This window comes from Zhongshania marina (genome assembly GCF_002915595.1).
Lineage (GTDB): Bacteria > Pseudomonadota > Gammaproteobacteria > Pseudomonadales > Spongiibacteraceae > Spongiibacter > Spongiibacter marinus_B.
The window spans coordinates 46,665-62,649 of sequence record NZ_PQGG01000005.1 but is presented as its reverse complement, the minus strand read 5'-3'; the positions used below and the strand labels follow the sequence as shown (position 1 = coordinate 62,649).

The window sequence follows — 15,985 nt, the reverse complement described above, 5'->3', positions numbered from 1 at the left end:
GCTTATCAAGTTATAGAGGCCTAGTCCGCAGTTGCTAAAGCTCGGTTACTCGTTTTCGTTCAGATATTCTCAAGAGCACTTTTGATCTGTTCTTCGGGCGGCTCCTCGTAAATCAAAGTTGTCGAAGGATTAACGTGTCCCGCTATTTTCTGCGCAACTTTCACTGATTTTTTCTGTTTGTGAATCACATTTGTAATTAAGGAGCGGCGCCCGCTGTGGGAACTCGCTTTTTCAACACTGGCCCAAGCACGCAGGATGACAGCCATATGTTCCTGCAGAGTATTCGGGGAATAGGGCCCACCTTTTTGAGTAATAAAAAGAGGGGAGGAGGGCTTTAGCGTACCGGCCTTTTCAAGCCGTAAACGCAAATGGTCAGTCAACGACGCACGAAGGGCGGCATCTACCATAGGAAGATCCCGCGATTTGCCACGATGCTTCCTGACCGGCGGATAGAAATCCTCCGGATTCACCTCAGCGCCAGCTTTGGCTAGAGCTTCGACCTGGCGGACCACGTGATCAAAACTTGCCAAATCGAAACTCACCGTTCTACGGTGGTACTGACTTTGGGAGCGCCCCATGGCGTCAGCGCCTTTGGTATAGGCCGCCGGCAGACTCATGACTTCAAGTAGCTTGAAGTCAGTACCTGAGGGATTGAGCTTCGCAATCTCTTTGATCTGAAGCAGGGCGATTTCTTGGGCACGAAGTCCGAGCTTGAAACTGATCTGCATGATCGCCGTGTTCTTTTCAGGATGCCGGTGATGCTGGATCACGTCGAAAACATGGTCTTGTTGCTCAGCGGTGAGTACGCGCGCCTGGCCAGTTTTGGGCATGAAATACCTCGAAGAGGGCTGCGATATTAATCCGTAATAATGATATTTTAACGGATTATTGGCCAAGAAGTGAGGTTTCAGGTTAAAAATGGGTTCAACAGAGCCTCCTTTATATATCAGTCCAGTTTTTCGTTACCCACAGGCTTCATGTCCAACCAATCACGATCGTCCTGATCGAGTCCGAAATCGTCGGTAACACCGGCTTCCGAGTTAAAGAAGGCATCCCATGGCCCAGCTTTAGGTGGAGAACCGCCAAGATTCAACGTCTCTTCAAAAAAGGTACGAACCGATGCCCAGTCAGAAAATTGATCACTGCCGAAGAGAATTAACATCCCTTCGAATCGATCCTGGCCTTTACCTGACGCCATATCGTCGATCAAATAATCGCCTTTGTTCAGATTTTTGTGCGGTGTGATGATGAGATTTTCCACCACGGATAACCCTAGGTGCTTTTCTACCCAATCTCGCTTTTCGGAATAACAATGAGAGTTATGGACTGACGGCGCCGTCAGAATATAAACATCCGTTTTGGGGTGGTCGTCTAGCCACCGGTAGGCCTCAATCGCACCAGGCAGCGGATTCATTCCTATATACATGCCAGGCTGGCTTTGCGGAAATTCTAGGTCAGGGAATAGATTTTTCTGTCTAGTCCATGCCTCCTCGTAGTCACACAGAACGTGATCCATATCCACGTAAATAACGGCTTCATTTCTATAAGACACGTTTTTTCCTCGGGGTATGAAAAAGTGTTCCTAAGCAAAGTAACATAATTTCAATGAGTTACATATTTCTATGGAAGAACGGAACCGTATATATCGAAACACCCATCGGCTGATGGCAAGCTTTGGGATCTCTACGAAGACAATCTGCTGTCGGAGTACCATATTCGATACGGTAGCTATGGTGGCATTGCCTATTATCATGTCTCGGACACCTATATTGCGCTGTTCAGTCGGTTTATACCGTGCGGCGTCTACGAGGCGATTTATATCCTTGACGGCTTGCTCAACGATGAATCTGATTTTAATCCAGACACCGTCCACGGCGACACTCAGGCACAATCCACTCTGGTTTTTGGGTTGGCATATTTGCTGGGCATTAAGCTCATGCCGCGTATCCGCAACATTAAAGATCTCAGCTTCTACAAGCCTGACCGAACCATGGTGCTAAAGCATATTCAGTCATTGTTTAAAGATCCGATAAAATGGGATCTCATTGAAAAGCATTATGCGGATATGCTTCGAACAGCAATGTCAGTGAAAGCAGGGAAAATTACTGCGTCAACGATCTTGCGTCGGTTTGGCACAAAGAACCGTAAAAACAAGCTGTACTTTGCGTTTCGAGAGCTTGGACGCGTGGTCAGAACCATGTTTTTGCTCGAATACATTACCGACGTTGACCTGCGCAAAACGATCCAGGCCGCGACCTGTAAGAGCGAGGAGTTCAATGAATTTGCCCGCTGGCTGTTTTTTGCAAATGGAGGAAAAATTCCCGCCAACTTAAAGCATGAGCAAAGTAAAATCGTGAAATACAATCATTTGCTGGCTAACTTTGCGATTCTGTACAACGTCAATGCGATGACTGAGGTGTTCAATCAATTGAAAGCAGAAGGGCATAACATCACCCGAGACCATATGGCTGCATTCTCACCGTACCATACGGAGCATCTGGGAAGACTGGGAAGTTTTGAGCTAGATTTGACCAAGCAAGTTAAGCCGATGATATTTGAGCTGCTTGTTGATTAATGTCATATATTTCAATGTGTTATACGCGAAGTGGCTAATTCCAACGCTTTTACCGGCCGGACCTCTTATAGTGGATTTTGTGGAAATTCTTCTATGCGCACTATTTATATCGAAAATGAGGTTCAGTTGTCATTTTTTCCTTCAGTATTTTCCAGTTCTTCTTGACTGTCTTTCATGGCTTTCTTAAAGCCACGAATAGCTCCGCCGAGGTCAGAGCCCAATCCACTCAATTTCTTAGTGCCAAAAAGCAGTATAACAATCGCGAAGATTATAAGCAGTTGCCAAATACTGATTCCACCAATGCCCATTTTGCTTTCCTTCCTGACTACTGTTGGATGGGATAAAACCGATCATCAAAGTGCTCAAGGTCTGGCATATCCAGTATGGGGCGCTGTTCCAAATTAGTCAGTACATTACCCCAGTCATCCAGAATACGTTGTCGTTTCTCATCTTTTAAATATGGCACGTGGAACGCGTAAAACGGTTCATATACTTCCATTCCCACATATCCCAGTGATCCTTGTAGGAGCGGCTTTAAAATCCCCGTTAAGTCTCCGTGGATGCCCCCCTCATCAAGCATGTCACTTCTGCCACCGGTGGTGACCGATACCAGTACTTTTTTCCCCAACATACCGCCTTGAGTATAAATTCGCTTGCCACCATAGAATTTGCCGGACACAAATACCCTGTCAATCCACCCTTTTAAAATTGCCGGCACAGAGAACCAATACAAGGGAAAATTGAACAGAATCAATTCTGCGGTAATCACTTTGTCAACTTCCTGAGCAATATCTGGCGCGATGGTGCCCTCAGACATGGCATGGCGTTGTTCCAGCGCATAGTTAAGATAATCACTGTTAATTGGTGTAGAAAAATCTGCTGCAGACGCAACGGGATTAAAATTCATTGAGTAAAGATCCGAGACCTGTACAGTATGTCCCTGACGACGATATTGATGCACGGCCTCACGAAACAGGGCAGACGAAAATGATTTTGGCTCAGGATGGGCGTGAACGATCAAGACATTCATGGATTACACCTTTAATTAAGAATGAAGCCAGCGACTGAGCCAACGGCTCAGCCAGGGCATGATCGCGTAACTCAACAGGCCAACTTGCAGAATTGATAGCAAGGCTGCGCGTGGAATCAACGACAGGCGATCTAGCAATGGCCCGGCGACACCTTGTATAAGCAGCACTAGTAGAAAAACCACTACCGTGATTAGCAATGTCATGCGATGGCGGTTTGGTGGCATTGGCGCACCGGGTACACTGAACCAACTCTCCAGCCCCGTCGATTTGGCTTGCAGGGTTTCACCCGTTGTCAAATCTGCCAACTCGCGCAGAAAGCTTTGGCGCTCGCTCGAATTTTCCCAACGCTGCATATTCGCTTGGCTGTCAAAGCGAACCGGCAGAACATGTAAGCCACTGGTTCCCGGTGACGGCCTGACAATATCGACCCCTAGATGCCCGGGAAAGCCGCTGCCGACTTTGATGATACGCCTAAGCCAATCTTCATAATTTTCTTCCGCTCCGGCGAGGATTTTCTGGGCTACGATGGTTGTGGTGATAGTGTCAAAACCGTCCATCATCTCATGCCCCATCTTGATAAGTTATGATTTCCGGGGCTTAGCACTGCGAAGCAGGAAGTCTCACTGTTATTCCATCGAGGCTTTCATTGAGCTCTATTTGACAGGCCAGTCGACTCCCCTCCTCCCGATCGATGACACAATCTAGCATATCGGCTTCTACACCTTCAGCTGCAGTCAGTTTTTCTCGCCATTCACCGTCGATGTAGCAATGGCAAGTTGCACAACTGCAGGCGCCGCCGCATTCGCCAACGATTTCCGAAATGCCATTGTTTACTGCGGCAAGCATTAAGCTTTCACCTGGTGAAGCCGGAACCTCCACCCGTTGGTTCTCACTGTTAACAAAAATTACTTTCATGTTAAGTCCTATGAAACAATTTAAAATAGTTGGCTTCTATGCCACTCAGCTTTTTATCCAGCTTCCACATGTGCGACACTGCCATCTTTGCTTAGTCTGGATGCAACAATTGATACCGAAATTGATTTGAATTGAGGCGTATGGGAGCGTGGATCAGTGAGGCGGGAGCTAAGCATGTTGGCCTCAGGGTAGTAAGCAGCTACGCAGTGGCGGGGAAGATTGAACAGCTTAACGTCTACCGACTCCATTTTTCCAAAGTCGGAGCAAAGATCTACCCTATCGCCCTCCTTCACTCCCAGCTCCAGGGCATCCTGCTGATTTAGCAATACGGTCCAGCGATGGCTAACACCCCGATAACTGTCACTCTCTTCATAAATAATTGAATTGAATTGTCCTTCACTACGGATGGTCATCAAGGTAAAGGGGCGGGACTGAGGATCTGAGACCGGTCCCGTAGGCACGACAAAATTGGCCTTGCCGTTGTCAGTGCTGAATTCGGGACGGTGCTTGATGCGGCCCCGCACCATAAACTCCCGTTTAGCCACATCGATGTCCGCTAACTCCTCCATACCCGGCACCACTCTGGCAATGGCCTGACGAACGTTTTGATGGCGCTTGAACTCAGTGAAATTCACCGGGCAATCCGGCATTAAGCGGGCGGCGATATCAGCCAGCACAGCCACCTCGGAGCGCACCGAGGCAATGCGTTCAATCCCGCCATCACTGAGGCGCACATAGTTGAACATGGACTCCTGGGTGGTTGGCTCGGGCTCCTCATCCCTGGCGCACACTGGCAGAATCAGTGCTTCACCCCGATCGATTCCGGTGATATGGCCGCGATTGAGGGTGGTGGTTAAAAACACTTTCAAGCCGATATTATCCAGCGCCTTGGCCGACCAGACACTGTCAGGGCTGGCCTCGTAGAGATTGCCGCCCATGATAAGCGCCGCATCAATGCCGCCGTCATAGGCCCGCTCAAGGGATTCGAGGGTGTGCATGCCCCGCTCGGTGGGCAGTGTCACGCCAAAGCAATCTTCGATGCGCTGAAACACATCCTTGCTCAACACCGGTTTGACTCCGATGGTGCCAATTCCCTGCACATTGCTGTGGCCACGTAGCGGCAGCAGACCCGCATGGGGCTTTCCAACCATGCCCCGCAGCAAAGCTAAATTGCTGATCCACTCGATATTATCCACGCCGTGACGATGATGGGTCATCCCCATGCCCCAGGCAAAAATGGCTTTTTCCGAGCCTAGATAGAGCGTGGCAACTAGGTCTATTTCGGTGTGATCCAAGCCGCAACGATCTAATAATTCCGACCAGGATTGCGACTCAATATGGGCAGAGAGCTCGGGAAATCCACTGCAATAGCGTTCGATAAAGTCTATCGCGCATCCGCCCTTTTCAATTACTGCCTTGGCAATGGCAGTAAACACGGCAATATCGCTACCGGTTTTGGGTTGCAGGTAAATACTGGCCACCTCATCGCCGCCCTTGATCATGGAGCTGATCATTTTCGGCGCCGCGAACTGGACGAGGCCGGCTTCCCGCAAGGGATTGATGACTACCACCGTACCACCGCGACGACGCAGGCCGATCAGTTTGTGCAGTAAGCGGGGATGATTGGATGCTGGATTGGCTCCGATCAGGAAAAACAAATCGCAGTGGGCAATGTCTTCCAGCTCCACTGTGGCGGTGCCTGTGCCCACAGTATTGCCCAGAGCTTCTCCGGTTGCCTGATGACAGTAGTAGGAACAGTTACTGATATTGTTGGTGCCATACAGACGCGCCATCAATTGCAGAACAAAGCCTGCCTCATTAGACGAGCGACCGGAGCTGTAAAAGAAGCTGCGCTGAGGCGCTACTGCGGCTAATCCTGCTGCGGCCTTATCGAGCGCCCAGTCCCAATCTACCACGCGGTATCGATCTTCACCTGCTGCTTTGTAGATCGGCTTGCCCAAGCGCCCCAGGGTTTCTAACTCCCGGGCTGACAATGCTCGGAACTCCGTCAGACTGTGGCCGAACACCTCCGCGGGAATAGGCGGCTGAATGTCCGTAGACTGGGCCTGAATGCTTTTGTTGCAGACAGAGGGGAACTCATCCAGTTCGTTGGTCATGCCGCCGCGCTGGCCACCCATGCCCAAACCACAGGCTTTACAGGCATTTTTGGAGTTCAGTGCCTTGGCAGAATTCAGCAAGCCAATCTTGCGGGCGGTGTTCAATGTGTAGAGGACCTTCTTGGGGCCGCCGCCAATCACTTTCATAACAGATCTCAAATTTTCAGCCGGACGCAATAAGCAATTTTTTTATACGGGTAGGCCCATAAGCATTTAAGTAATGAGACAGCACATGCCACGTACTACCGCGCTCTACCAAGGTTACAGCGCTAAGTTCTAGCCCTTCTATTAACTGGTGTAGACGACGACTGACGTTGGCCGGGTCCTCGTCGTTGTTTACTGGTAGGGTAATCAAAGAAAATCCTTTTCTCAGCAGCTTCTGCTTGTAATTTTCGCTGTATGGTGCAGTATTAAAGGCACTATCAAGCAGTATCATGGGTTGACCGTTGCCGCTGATGTCAAACATAAAGCCGAAGTCGTTTTGGGCTGATTTTATCGGTACCACAGTTCCTTTCATCAATACGTATACACCGAGAAAAATGTGAGCAGCGCTTTGCTAGAGTGCTCTCCACTAACTTGCAATGGGTTAACAATACAACAACCGCTGTGCAGTAAAAATAACGTTGTGAAATAGGCTTTCGCCAGTTTGAGCAAAGAACCAGCAGAAAAAAACTGACTGATAAACGTCTCTAATAACCTTGCTGAATATGAATCACCTTGCCTTAAATTGGTAAGCTTCTCGTTAGTTACGCCGCGCTTCAAGGTCGAAAATTTCAGAATATGTCATCAAATTATTGCTCTGACTGGATAATTTACTAATACAATTCAGTTGGTATCGTATTATCATTTGTCACGTTTTATGGTTATCGTCAGCACATTAACCATGTTTAAATAGGCGGAATGCTTGACTAGAAATAACTTTAATAGATTAAACTTGTAAGCTTCGCCCGTCGAATACCTTTTGACACAGAATGAGATACCTTAGCGGTATTGGCCTAGCTTGTCCCTCTCATAGAAAAAAGGTGCGACCACGGTCGCGTTACATTTGCCATCTTGACGATCCCATTCAGTCGGATTGGTAATAGAAACCAGACAGAGAGATCTCTCAAAGTCTAGCGACCAACACATGCCTTGACACTGCGCTGCAGTTGTCGTGCATGATGCTGCAAATGATCATCGATAAAACTTTGAATAAAGTAGTAGTCATGGCCGTAGCCGAGATGTCGCCTTAGATTCAGTTTTCGGTGTGACGTTACAGCTGCCTTTTCTAATGCATCAGGACGTAATTCACGCTGCAAAAATTCATCGTCCAGCCCCTGATCAATCAGAATATCCCCAGGGTAAGCAGACTTTGCCAAAAGTAAGCTAGCATCCCAGTCTTGCCAATGAAGTTGATTATCACCCAGATAGTTTGTGAAGGCCTTTTCCCCCCAGGGTACCTGGCTCGGGTTACAGATTGGCGCGAAAGCCGACACAGAATGCCAGCGATCCGGATTTCGAAGTGCAGTGACGAGCGCACCATGCCCCCCCATAGAGTGGCCAAAAATGCCGCGATACTTATTACAAGCTGGAAAGTGCTTCTCGATATAGGTTGGCAGCTCGAGATTAATGTAGCTCCCCATTCGATAGTGCTTTGCCCAGGGTTCCTTGGTGGCATCGAGATAAAATCCGGCGCCGACACCGAGATCCCGGTGGTCTGATTCACTAGGGAAAGCTAGACCACGAGGACTTGTGTCACTTGAGACGAGGATCATACCCAGCTCTGCGGCAATGCGCTGTGCACCCGCTTTGATCATGAAAGTTTCCTCGGTACAGTTGAGGCTGGGAAGATAATAAAGTGCTGGCAACTCCTGAATCCTTGCCTGATAGGGAAGGAACACAGAGAAATTCATCGCAGTACCAGTAGCTATTGAAGAATGTTGACAATAGTACTGAGTGCCTCCAAAACAGAGGTGTTGTGAATGGATTTTCATAATTAAAACTCAATAAACGGCGATGTATTTGGACGCCAGATCAACCCCTCCTTTATTTAGCAAAGACTCTGAGGGTGATTAATCATTAGGACTTGCAGATGATCTATCAATATACCAATTGAAAATTTTTAGCATGCCAATGTGGTCTCTGGTGGCATCAAAAAAGCACCAATTGCTTAACAAGTCTTTATTCCCCGAATTGTGTATTCATAGAAATAAAAATGCGTACTTAGAGAAACTATTGTAACTAGCGACCCACAATGCCTCGAGAAATCACTTCTTTCATGATTTCCGAGCTTCCTGCATAGATTGTTTGGATCCGAGCATCAACATAATAGCGTGAGATAGGATATTCAGTCGTGTAACCGTAGCCGCCAAATAACTGAAGACATTCATTTACAACCCTGAGCTGCATTTCAGTTGTCGCTAATTTTAATATAGCCGCATCTTCAGCGGACATTTTATCCTTTTCAAATTTAGCCATATTTTGATCCAGCAGTGCGCGGCTCAATGCTATCTCCGTTTTCGCTTCTGCCAATTTAAATCGAGTATTTTGAAATTTACTGACATTTTGTCCAAAGGCTTTGCGTTCCTGAACATATTCAGCGGTCAGCTCAAGCGCACCTTGCGCTTGGGCTACAGCTTGGGTTGCGCAACCCAGACGCTCCCGAGGAAGCTCTTGCATTAGATAAAAAAAGCCGCGGTTTTCCTCGCCCAAAATGGCATCTTGTGGCACCCGGAGATTGTCAAAAAATAGCTCTGCGGTGTCGCTAGCATGTTGCCCTATTTTTTTGATTGATTGACCTTTTGCAAACCCGGGAAGGTGGGTGTCGACAAGGAACAAAGAAATACCTTTGGCACCTGCGGAAGGGTCGGTTTTCGCACAGACGATTGCCAAATCAGCATGTATACCATTGGTGATAAATACTTTGGAGCCGTTAATTACCCACTCATCGCCATCCTTTACAGCCGAAGTTCGTAAGCTAGCAAGATCTGAACCTGCGCTCGGCTCTGTCATTGCTAGGCAGGCTACAACATCGCCGCTGACCATACCTGGCAGCCATTTTTGGCGTTGCGTCTCTGTGCCAATATTGTAGATATAAGATGAAACAATATTGGCGTGAATATTGTAGTTAGTAGCCAAACCACCATAGCCAAGGCGACTCATTTCCCAGGCGATTAACTGATTTATCTGGTAGTTAGTTCCCGCTGCACCATATTTTTCAGGTAGGTCAACACACAATATACCTGCTTGGCCCATAGCGTTCCAAAATGCTCTAGGAATCTGGTGATCGCTTTCCCATTGCTCGTAGTATGGTGAAACCTCCTGCTCAAGAAAACGCAGAATCATGCTTCTAAACAATTCCAATTCTTCAGCTACATTGTCTGACATAAAAAATCCTCTTTAAAGGCATAATTGTCGGCCTTTCAAGCCGCTATCTTTCGAATACGGACATAGAATATTTCTTTTAGGAAAAAAATATCATGATGGTGAATGATTACTTTTTTGGGAATTATTTTTTCTAAGAGCATCTATAAAAATTTTTGATAAATCGATGCTTTAGAAATTTTCTCACTCCCAATGTTAAGAAAATATGAGGCTGCTTATACCTACATCAAGAATAGAAAATATTTTGCCTTAGGGTTGCCAAACAAGAAGTTCATCTATACTAACCGACAAGAAAGTAAGGAGTATAAATTATTCTAGAAACTTAAAATTCCTAGAATGAAAATGTAGGTGATCTTCGATAAAACTAGCAATAAAAAAGTAGCTATGGTCGTAACCCGGCTGCATGCGCAGTTCGAGATCTATCCCGCGATCCGCACAGGCCTCAACCAGCAACTGCGGCTTGAGTTGCTCTTCGAGGAAGGTGTCGTCAGCGCCCTGGTCAACCAGAATTTCGGCAGGCAAGACCTCAGCGCGACGGATCAATTCGCAGGCATCGTAGTTTACCCATGCACCACGATCAGCACCCAGATAATTACCCAGAGCCTTCTCGCCCCAAGGACATTGCGATGGCGCAACAATCGGCGAAAAGGCCGACACAGAGCGAAACAGCGCAGGGTTCTTCAGTGCCAGCGTCAGCGCGCCGTGCCCGCCCATGGAGTGTCCGAAAATCCCGCAGCGGGCGGTGTCTACCGGAAACTGTTCGGCGACCAGCGCCGGCAACTCGCGACAAGCGTATTCTTCCATGCGGTAATGCTGTGACCAGGGCGCTTCTGTCGCGTTAACGTAAAAACCGGCACCCAGACCGAGGTCATACGCGCCCTCCGGATCGTCCGGCACGCCCTCTCCGCGCGGGCTGGTATCGGGTGCCACAATAGCGATACCCAGTTCAGCCGCAATACGTTGCGCACCGGCCTTTTGAATAAAGTTTTCATCGGTACAGGTGAGACCCGACAACCAGTACAACACTGGCACTGCACCCTGTTCAGCCTGCGGCGGGAGGAAGATCGCGAATGTCATATCGCAACCCAGACTTTCGGCATGGTGCGTATAGCGTTGCTGCTTGCCGCCAAAGCATCGGTTTTCTGCAATCTTTTCCACCATCAATCTCCCGTCCGGCTATTAATATACGACGACCGAGCGAATACTTTCGCCAGAATGCATCAGATCAAAAGCTTTGTTGATGTCATCCAGAGGCAAAGTATGCGTGATCATAGAGTCAATCTCGATCTTGCCATCCATATACCAGTCAACAAACTTCGGTACATCGGTGCGTCCTTTCGCGCCGCCAAAGGCAGTGCCTTTCCAGACCCGTCCGGTTACCAGCTGGAAGGGCCGCGTACTGATTTCGGCCCCGGCCGGCGCCACACCGATAATGACCGACACACCCCAGCCGCGATGCGAACACTCAAGCGCATCGCGCATGACTTTGACATTGCCTGTGGCGTCGAAGGAGTAATCTACCCCACCGAACTGGTCTTTCTCGGTCTTGGTCAACTCAACAATCGCCTCTGTTACGGTTCCAGAGATTTTCGAGGGGTTAACAAAGTGGGTCATACCGAATTTCCGCGCCATTTCCTCTTTGTCAGAGTTCAGATCGACACCGATAATCATATCGGCACCGGCCATACGCAGCCCCTGAATAACATTCAAACCGATACCGCCGAGGCCAAACACCGCTGCGGTAGAGCCAATCTCAACACCCGCAGTATTGATCACCGCACCGATGCCCGTGGTCACACCACAGCCGATGTAGCAGATCTTGTCGAAGGGCGCGTCATCGCGCACTTTCGCCAATGCAATTTCTGGCATCACAGTATGATTTGCGAAAGTCGAACAGCCCATGTAGTGGTAAATCGGGGTGCCGTCCAGCATGGAGAAACGGGTGGTTCCGTCCGGCATCAGGCCCTGACCCTGGGTGCCGCGAATGGCGGTACACAAATTGGTTTTTCCACTCAGGCAGGCATGGCATTGACGGCACTCGGGGGTGTAAAGCGGAATTACGTGATCACCGGGCTTCAGGGTCGTCACACCCTCGCCAACTTCCAACACGACGCCGGCACCTTCATGGCCGAGAATTGCCGGGAACAGGCCTTCAGGGTCAGCGCCTGAACGGGTAAATTCATCGGTGTGGCATACACCGGTCGCCTTCACCTCAATCAGCACCTCACCCTTCTTAGGGCCTTCGAGGTTGACTTCCATGATTTCTAGCGGTTTACCTGGCTCCAGCGCTACGGCGGCTCGTGTTTTCATTGTCTTGTTCTCCGGTGATGAGTACTGCGTGACCAACAAAATATGCAGCTGTGATGGATTGGTTTGGATGTCTCATAGTGCATGTTGGTCAAGCTGAGACGATCCCTACCTTGTATTATAATTTGTTTCTAAAATGACTATAATTAATATTATTTGAAAACAATGTTGTTATATAACAACAATGGGATGCCTATATGTTTAATCCTTGGTCTGCTACGGAGCTACTGATTAAAGTTATTGAGAAAGGCAGTTTTTCCGCTGCAGCCAACACACTTGGATTGTCCAAGTCTCATGTGAGTCGGAAAATTAGTGAGCTTGAAAACCACCTCGGCAGCAAATTGATCAATCGCACAACACGAAAACTAGTGCTCACTGATACAGGTAGGGTGTACTACAATCGCTGTCGTGAAATTGCCGAACAGATCGATGACGTTGAGCAAATGGTTCTGGCATCACAAACTGAACCGCGGGGAAAACTACGTATCAGTGTCGCTGGAGCTTTTGGCGAGAGATATATAGCGCCAGCTGCTGCGAGCTTTATGGCCACGCACAAACAGCTTCAGATAGAGCTGGAATTCAGTAATCGCAATGTCGATATAGTAGAGGAAGGCTACGATTTAGCCATTCGCGCCGGTGTGTTAGAGGACTCAAGCCTCGTAGCACGACGCATTGCTTCACGTAACCTAATCCTTTGCGCAAGCCGTCATTACTTCGACGAACACGGTACACCTAATTCTATTTCGTCACTTAAAGATCACAACTGCCTTCTCGGTTCTCGCAAGCATTGGCGACTGTACGACCCCGAGAACCGATGGCATCTCGATGTAGCTGTTCAGGGTACCTGGCGCAGCAATAATGGTTACGCGCTGCTTTCTGCGGTACAGCAGGGGATAGGTATTGCCCAGCTGCCAGAGTTTTATGTGCACAATGAACTGGCTGCTGGGCGGCTGATCGAAATAATGTCAGCATTTAAGCCGCGGGATATGGCCGTGTGGGCGGTCTATCCTAGCCGGCGTCACCTGTCACCTAAGGTACGTTTGTTTATCGACTACCTAATTACAGAAATTGAACAAATCGAGTATTTGTAGCCTTTCACAAAATACATATTAAGGTAGAGTAAACATCTAATTTGCAAATGAGCACTTGCCAAACATAGCTCTCTATTTATTTTACCCTTGATGTACCGGCTGCGCTTGTCGCTGAGCAGTTCTTGGGGATTGGTATCTCCCAAAAACGTTAGGCAATACGTGCTTGAGTTAGTACAATTCAAGGCGTACACATAGCCGGGGCTCAACCCACGCTTCAAAGCTCCACGTATAACTATTGGTTTTAAAGTGATCGACTGTTTGCGCGATATAAATATGTGACAGTCCGCCTTTGGCAGCATGTGTAAATATAGGAAGGATAGGTGTTTATTTTTTGTCGGCATCTATCAACCAGTGGCCAATACGTCTCCAGTTTTCATTTAATGTTTTACGACCCATAAACAAACCGATATGTCCACCTTGAGCTAGGTCCTTTTGGATCTTTTCGGAATCAGTGCCGAGCAGATTTTCCACATTAAAGACTTGCTCTGGGGTTGTAATATCATCATCTGTTCCAGCGAGCAGGTATATGGGTACGGTAATATCCTTCAGAGAAATCCGTTCACCCAAGGCAATGAACTCGCCTCGTGCGAGCCGGTTTTTCTTAAACAAATGCTTGACTGCTTGCAAATAAAAGCGACCGGGAAGATCAACGACATGTTCGTACCAACGGGCAAAATGACGCGCCCGCCTCACGTACTCGGTGTTGGTAATATTGTCGAACAGATCGATATATTTTCCCCAGTAATGTTCGCTGGGATGCATGTTTTTCCAGCCTTTTAACATATAGCGCCCGCGCAAGCGACCGCCCCCCATCGTCACAATGGCCTGAAAATAGGCCATCGGTAGTCGATTGGCCATGGCTTTTATGTAGCCATCGCCAGCCTGGGTGTCCATAGGTGAGCCGGCAAGTACCAGCGACGTGACCATATGGGACAGCCGCACATTAACAGTAAATAAAACTGCACCGTGCATAGGCACAGAGTACTAGCACTCTAGGTACCGATGACTGTCCCAGTCCATAACAGCAACCGTTTGCCCTAGTTCGACCTTTAATCGAGATAATAGACCAGATAGTTTCGTTATCCGACAATAAAGATCCTTGTATTGAAAGCGCCTTTGATTGGAATAAACGATTTCTTGATCTGGAAAAACCCTGAGAGGGGCGTGTAACATTTCCTTTATTAATAATGGGAATTTATTATATTGAGGACCAGTTATATCAGACATCAAGAAGAATCCATTCTCTTAAAGAGACTATTGCATAGTTTGAAAATATATCAGGCCACATAAATATATTTTCAAACTCCATTAAATCGACTTATCGCCTGGCATCAATTTCTGCCTTCCTCAGCTCGCTTGCAGGTACAGAGCCAATGCCCCAATCTTCTGGTGGAACCGGCCAGCAAGCGCCACGGACAAGACTAAGCTCCACTCCTGAAACTTCTGCAATGAGATTGGAAAATTGTTTCATAAGCTCATGCCTCTCACTAAGCGGCCGACCTTCTAAAACGATGAATTCAAAGTAAGGCGCGGGCCTGCCACCCTCAGAAATAACATTACCCGATGTAGCTACCAGCTCGGGTCGATAGGTTTTAATAAAAGCCCTAACTCTTTCCATCGGAGAATTTAGGACCGTACTGTAGATCTTGCTTGCACGAACAAGGAGGGCACTACATTGATCATCCGACAATGTATTTTCTACGATATGAAAATGAATAACGGGCATAATTTCACCTAATCAATGAATAACAATATTACTTGAATCTTTGATTTAAATTATTTTAAGTCAAAGATTTTTAAAAATAACATCCAAGAAAACGCGAATTAAAAATTGCATAGAATAATTATAATTCGCGCAATGTATGTGGTCCCGGTAAATGTTGTGGATAAATACTTACTCAAAATAAACAAAAGCCTTGAGCATTATTGCCCGGCTGGCCATGTAAAATCGGGTCGGAGAGCATCGTATACGGGGCGCCCATCATCCGGGAGGCTTCCACCTTTTGAGGGATCAAAAAAAGCATGGTAAGTTGCGGGCATAGAAATAGGATCATGCCCCATTAAATTTGGAACTATTACTCTAATACGGCTCTCTTTATCATCAAGCATTATTGGTGAGCTGCATACGCTACAAACACATAACTCTAAAGGACCGTTTGGGTTGTTGACGTTGAAAGGTTGACGAACTAACTTATCCTGGTTTTTTACATCTACATCATTAAACTTAAAAAAAACAACATGTGTAGAACTTTGACCAGTTACTGTTTTACAAACAGAGCAATGGCATATATGACTGTCAATTGGTTCCGCTCTACAAAATGTACTAACGTGCTCGCATCCACCGGTAAAATTTCCATCCATAGTGACACCCCTTCGACCAATTATGGTTAATAGATTCGTGTAAAAAAGATATTTGAATAGCAGCTGGCGATAATTAATGACTAAATTCGCCTGTTTTCCCGATGATAATATTTGCAGGCGGTTGCAATTACTAATACTTTATAGGTGATTAAGCAATACCAAATGGGTATCATGCGATATCGGGTGGGTAGGTTTTATTATTTAACAACATGCCATATCATCCAG

At 47.4% G+C, this 15,985-nt stretch carries 16 protein-coding genes and 1 pseudogene; 2 read left to right on the top strand and 15 right to left on the bottom strand.

Translation table 11 applies throughout. The features are described from left to right. Positions 1-59: 59 nt before the first annotated feature. Positions 60-830: a tyrosine-type recombinase/integrase gene (locus C0068_RS01610; RefSeq protein WP_103682748.1), complete on the bottom strand. Its 771-nt coding sequence runs from the start codon at positions 828-830 to the stop codon at positions 60-62. Positions 831-946: 116 nt separating this feature from the next. Beyond that, positions 947-1,552, bottom strand: a complete 606-nt coding sequence (locus C0068_RS01605) for a 5' nucleotidase, NT5C type (protein WP_233208704.1) — start codon at positions 1,550-1,552, stop codon at positions 947-949. Between the two features lie 96 nt (positions 1,553-1,648). On the opposite strand from C0068_RS01605, the pseudogene C0068_RS01600 reads away from it, so the two are divergent. Then, a pseudogene (locus C0068_RS01600) lies at positions 1,649-2,575 on the top strand (transposase); the annotation flags it as partial. Between the two features lie 122 nt (positions 2,576-2,697). On the opposite strand, the gene tatA reads toward C0068_RS01600, so the two are convergent. The 10 genes from tatA to C0068_RS01550 form a co-directional block, all read right to left on the bottom strand. Then, positions 2,698-2,883 carry a twin-arginine translocase TatA/TatE family subunit gene (gene tatA / locus C0068_RS01595; RefSeq protein ID WP_103682747.1) on the bottom strand — a complete coding sequence of 62 codons (186 nt, stop codon included), beginning with the start codon at positions 2,881-2,883 and terminating at the stop codon, positions 2,698-2,700. Between the two features lie 17 nt (positions 2,884-2,900). Beyond that, positions 2,901-3,605, bottom strand: coding sequence for an NAD(P)H-dependent oxidoreductase (locus C0068_RS01590; RefSeq protein WP_103682746.1), 705 nt, complete (start codon positions 3,603-3,605; stop codon positions 2,901-2,903). A gap of 15 nt (positions 3,606-3,620) precedes the next feature. After that, positions 3,621-4,166, bottom strand: a complete 546-nt coding sequence (locus tag C0068_RS01585) for a putative antibiotic biosynthesis monooxygenase (RefSeq protein ID WP_103682745.1) — start codon at positions 4,164-4,166, stop codon at positions 3,621-3,623. A gap of 37 nt (positions 4,167-4,203) precedes the next feature. Beyond that, entirely contained in the window at positions 4,204-4,521 is a 318-nt protein-coding gene (locus tag C0068_RS01580; RefSeq protein WP_103682744.1) for a 2Fe-2S iron-sulfur cluster-binding protein, read from the bottom strand. Positions 4,522-4,574: 53 nt separating this feature from the next. Continuing rightward, positions 4,575-6,785: an FdhF/YdeP family oxidoreductase gene (locus C0068_RS01575; RefSeq protein WP_103682743.1), complete on the bottom strand. Its 2,211-nt coding sequence runs from the start codon at positions 6,783-6,785 to the stop codon at positions 4,575-4,577. Positions 6,786-6,801: 16 nt separating this feature from the next. Then, entirely contained in the window at positions 6,802-7,155 is a 354-nt protein-coding gene (locus C0068_RS01570; RefSeq protein ID WP_103682742.1) for a hypothetical protein, read from the bottom strand. 595 nt (positions 7,156-7,750) lie between these two features. Beyond that, entirely contained in the window at positions 7,751-8,611 is an 861-nt protein-coding gene (gene fghA / locus C0068_RS01565; protein WP_103682741.1) for an S-formylglutathione hydrolase, read from the bottom strand. Positions 8,612-8,858: 247 nt separating this feature from the next. Next, positions 8,859-10,004, bottom strand: coding sequence for an acyl-CoA dehydrogenase family protein (locus tag C0068_RS01560; protein WP_103682740.1), 1,146 nt, complete (start codon positions 10,002-10,004; stop codon positions 8,859-8,861). Between the two features lie 306 nt (positions 10,005-10,310). Next, the gene (gene fghA / locus C0068_RS01555) at positions 10,311-11,159 is read right to left on the bottom strand and encodes an S-formylglutathione hydrolase (RefSeq protein ID WP_199176081.1); all 849 of its coding nucleotides are present in this window, start codon (positions 11,157-11,159) and stop codon (positions 10,311-10,313) included. 21 nt (positions 11,160-11,180) lie between these two features. Then, positions 11,181-12,311, bottom strand: a complete 1,131-nt coding sequence (locus C0068_RS01550) for an S-(hydroxymethyl)glutathione dehydrogenase/class III alcohol dehydrogenase (RefSeq protein ID WP_103682738.1) — start codon at positions 12,309-12,311, stop codon at positions 11,181-11,183. A gap of 194 nt (positions 12,312-12,505) precedes the next feature. On the opposite strand from C0068_RS01550, the gene C0068_RS01545 reads away from it, so the two are divergent. Further along, entirely contained in the window at positions 12,506-13,399 is an 894-nt protein-coding gene (locus C0068_RS01545; protein WP_103682737.1) for a LysR family transcriptional regulator, read from the top strand. A 324-nt stretch (positions 13,400-13,723) separates the two neighbouring features. Here C0068_RS01545 and C0068_RS01540 read toward each other — a convergent pair whose 3' ends face one another. The 3 genes from C0068_RS01540 to C0068_RS01530 all read right to left on the bottom strand — a co-directional run bounded on the left by C0068_RS01540 (position 13,724) and on the right by C0068_RS01530 (position 15,760). Beyond that, complete coding sequence (locus tag C0068_RS01540; RefSeq protein ID WP_269844871.1) at positions 13,724-14,326, bottom strand: DUF3141 domain-containing protein; 603 nt, start codon at positions 14,324-14,326, stop codon at positions 13,724-13,726. Between the two features lie 391 nt (positions 14,327-14,717). Continuing rightward, complete coding sequence (locus C0068_RS01535; RefSeq protein ID WP_103682735.1) at positions 14,718-15,125, bottom strand: tautomerase family protein; 408 nt, start codon at positions 15,123-15,125, stop codon at positions 14,718-14,720. Between the two features lie 197 nt (positions 15,126-15,322). Then, positions 15,323-15,760 carry a GFA family protein gene (locus tag C0068_RS01530; RefSeq protein WP_103682734.1) on the bottom strand — a complete coding sequence of 146 codons (438 nt, stop codon included), beginning with the start codon at positions 15,758-15,760 and terminating at the stop codon, positions 15,323-15,325. Positions 15,761-15,985: the final 225 nt, after the last annotated feature.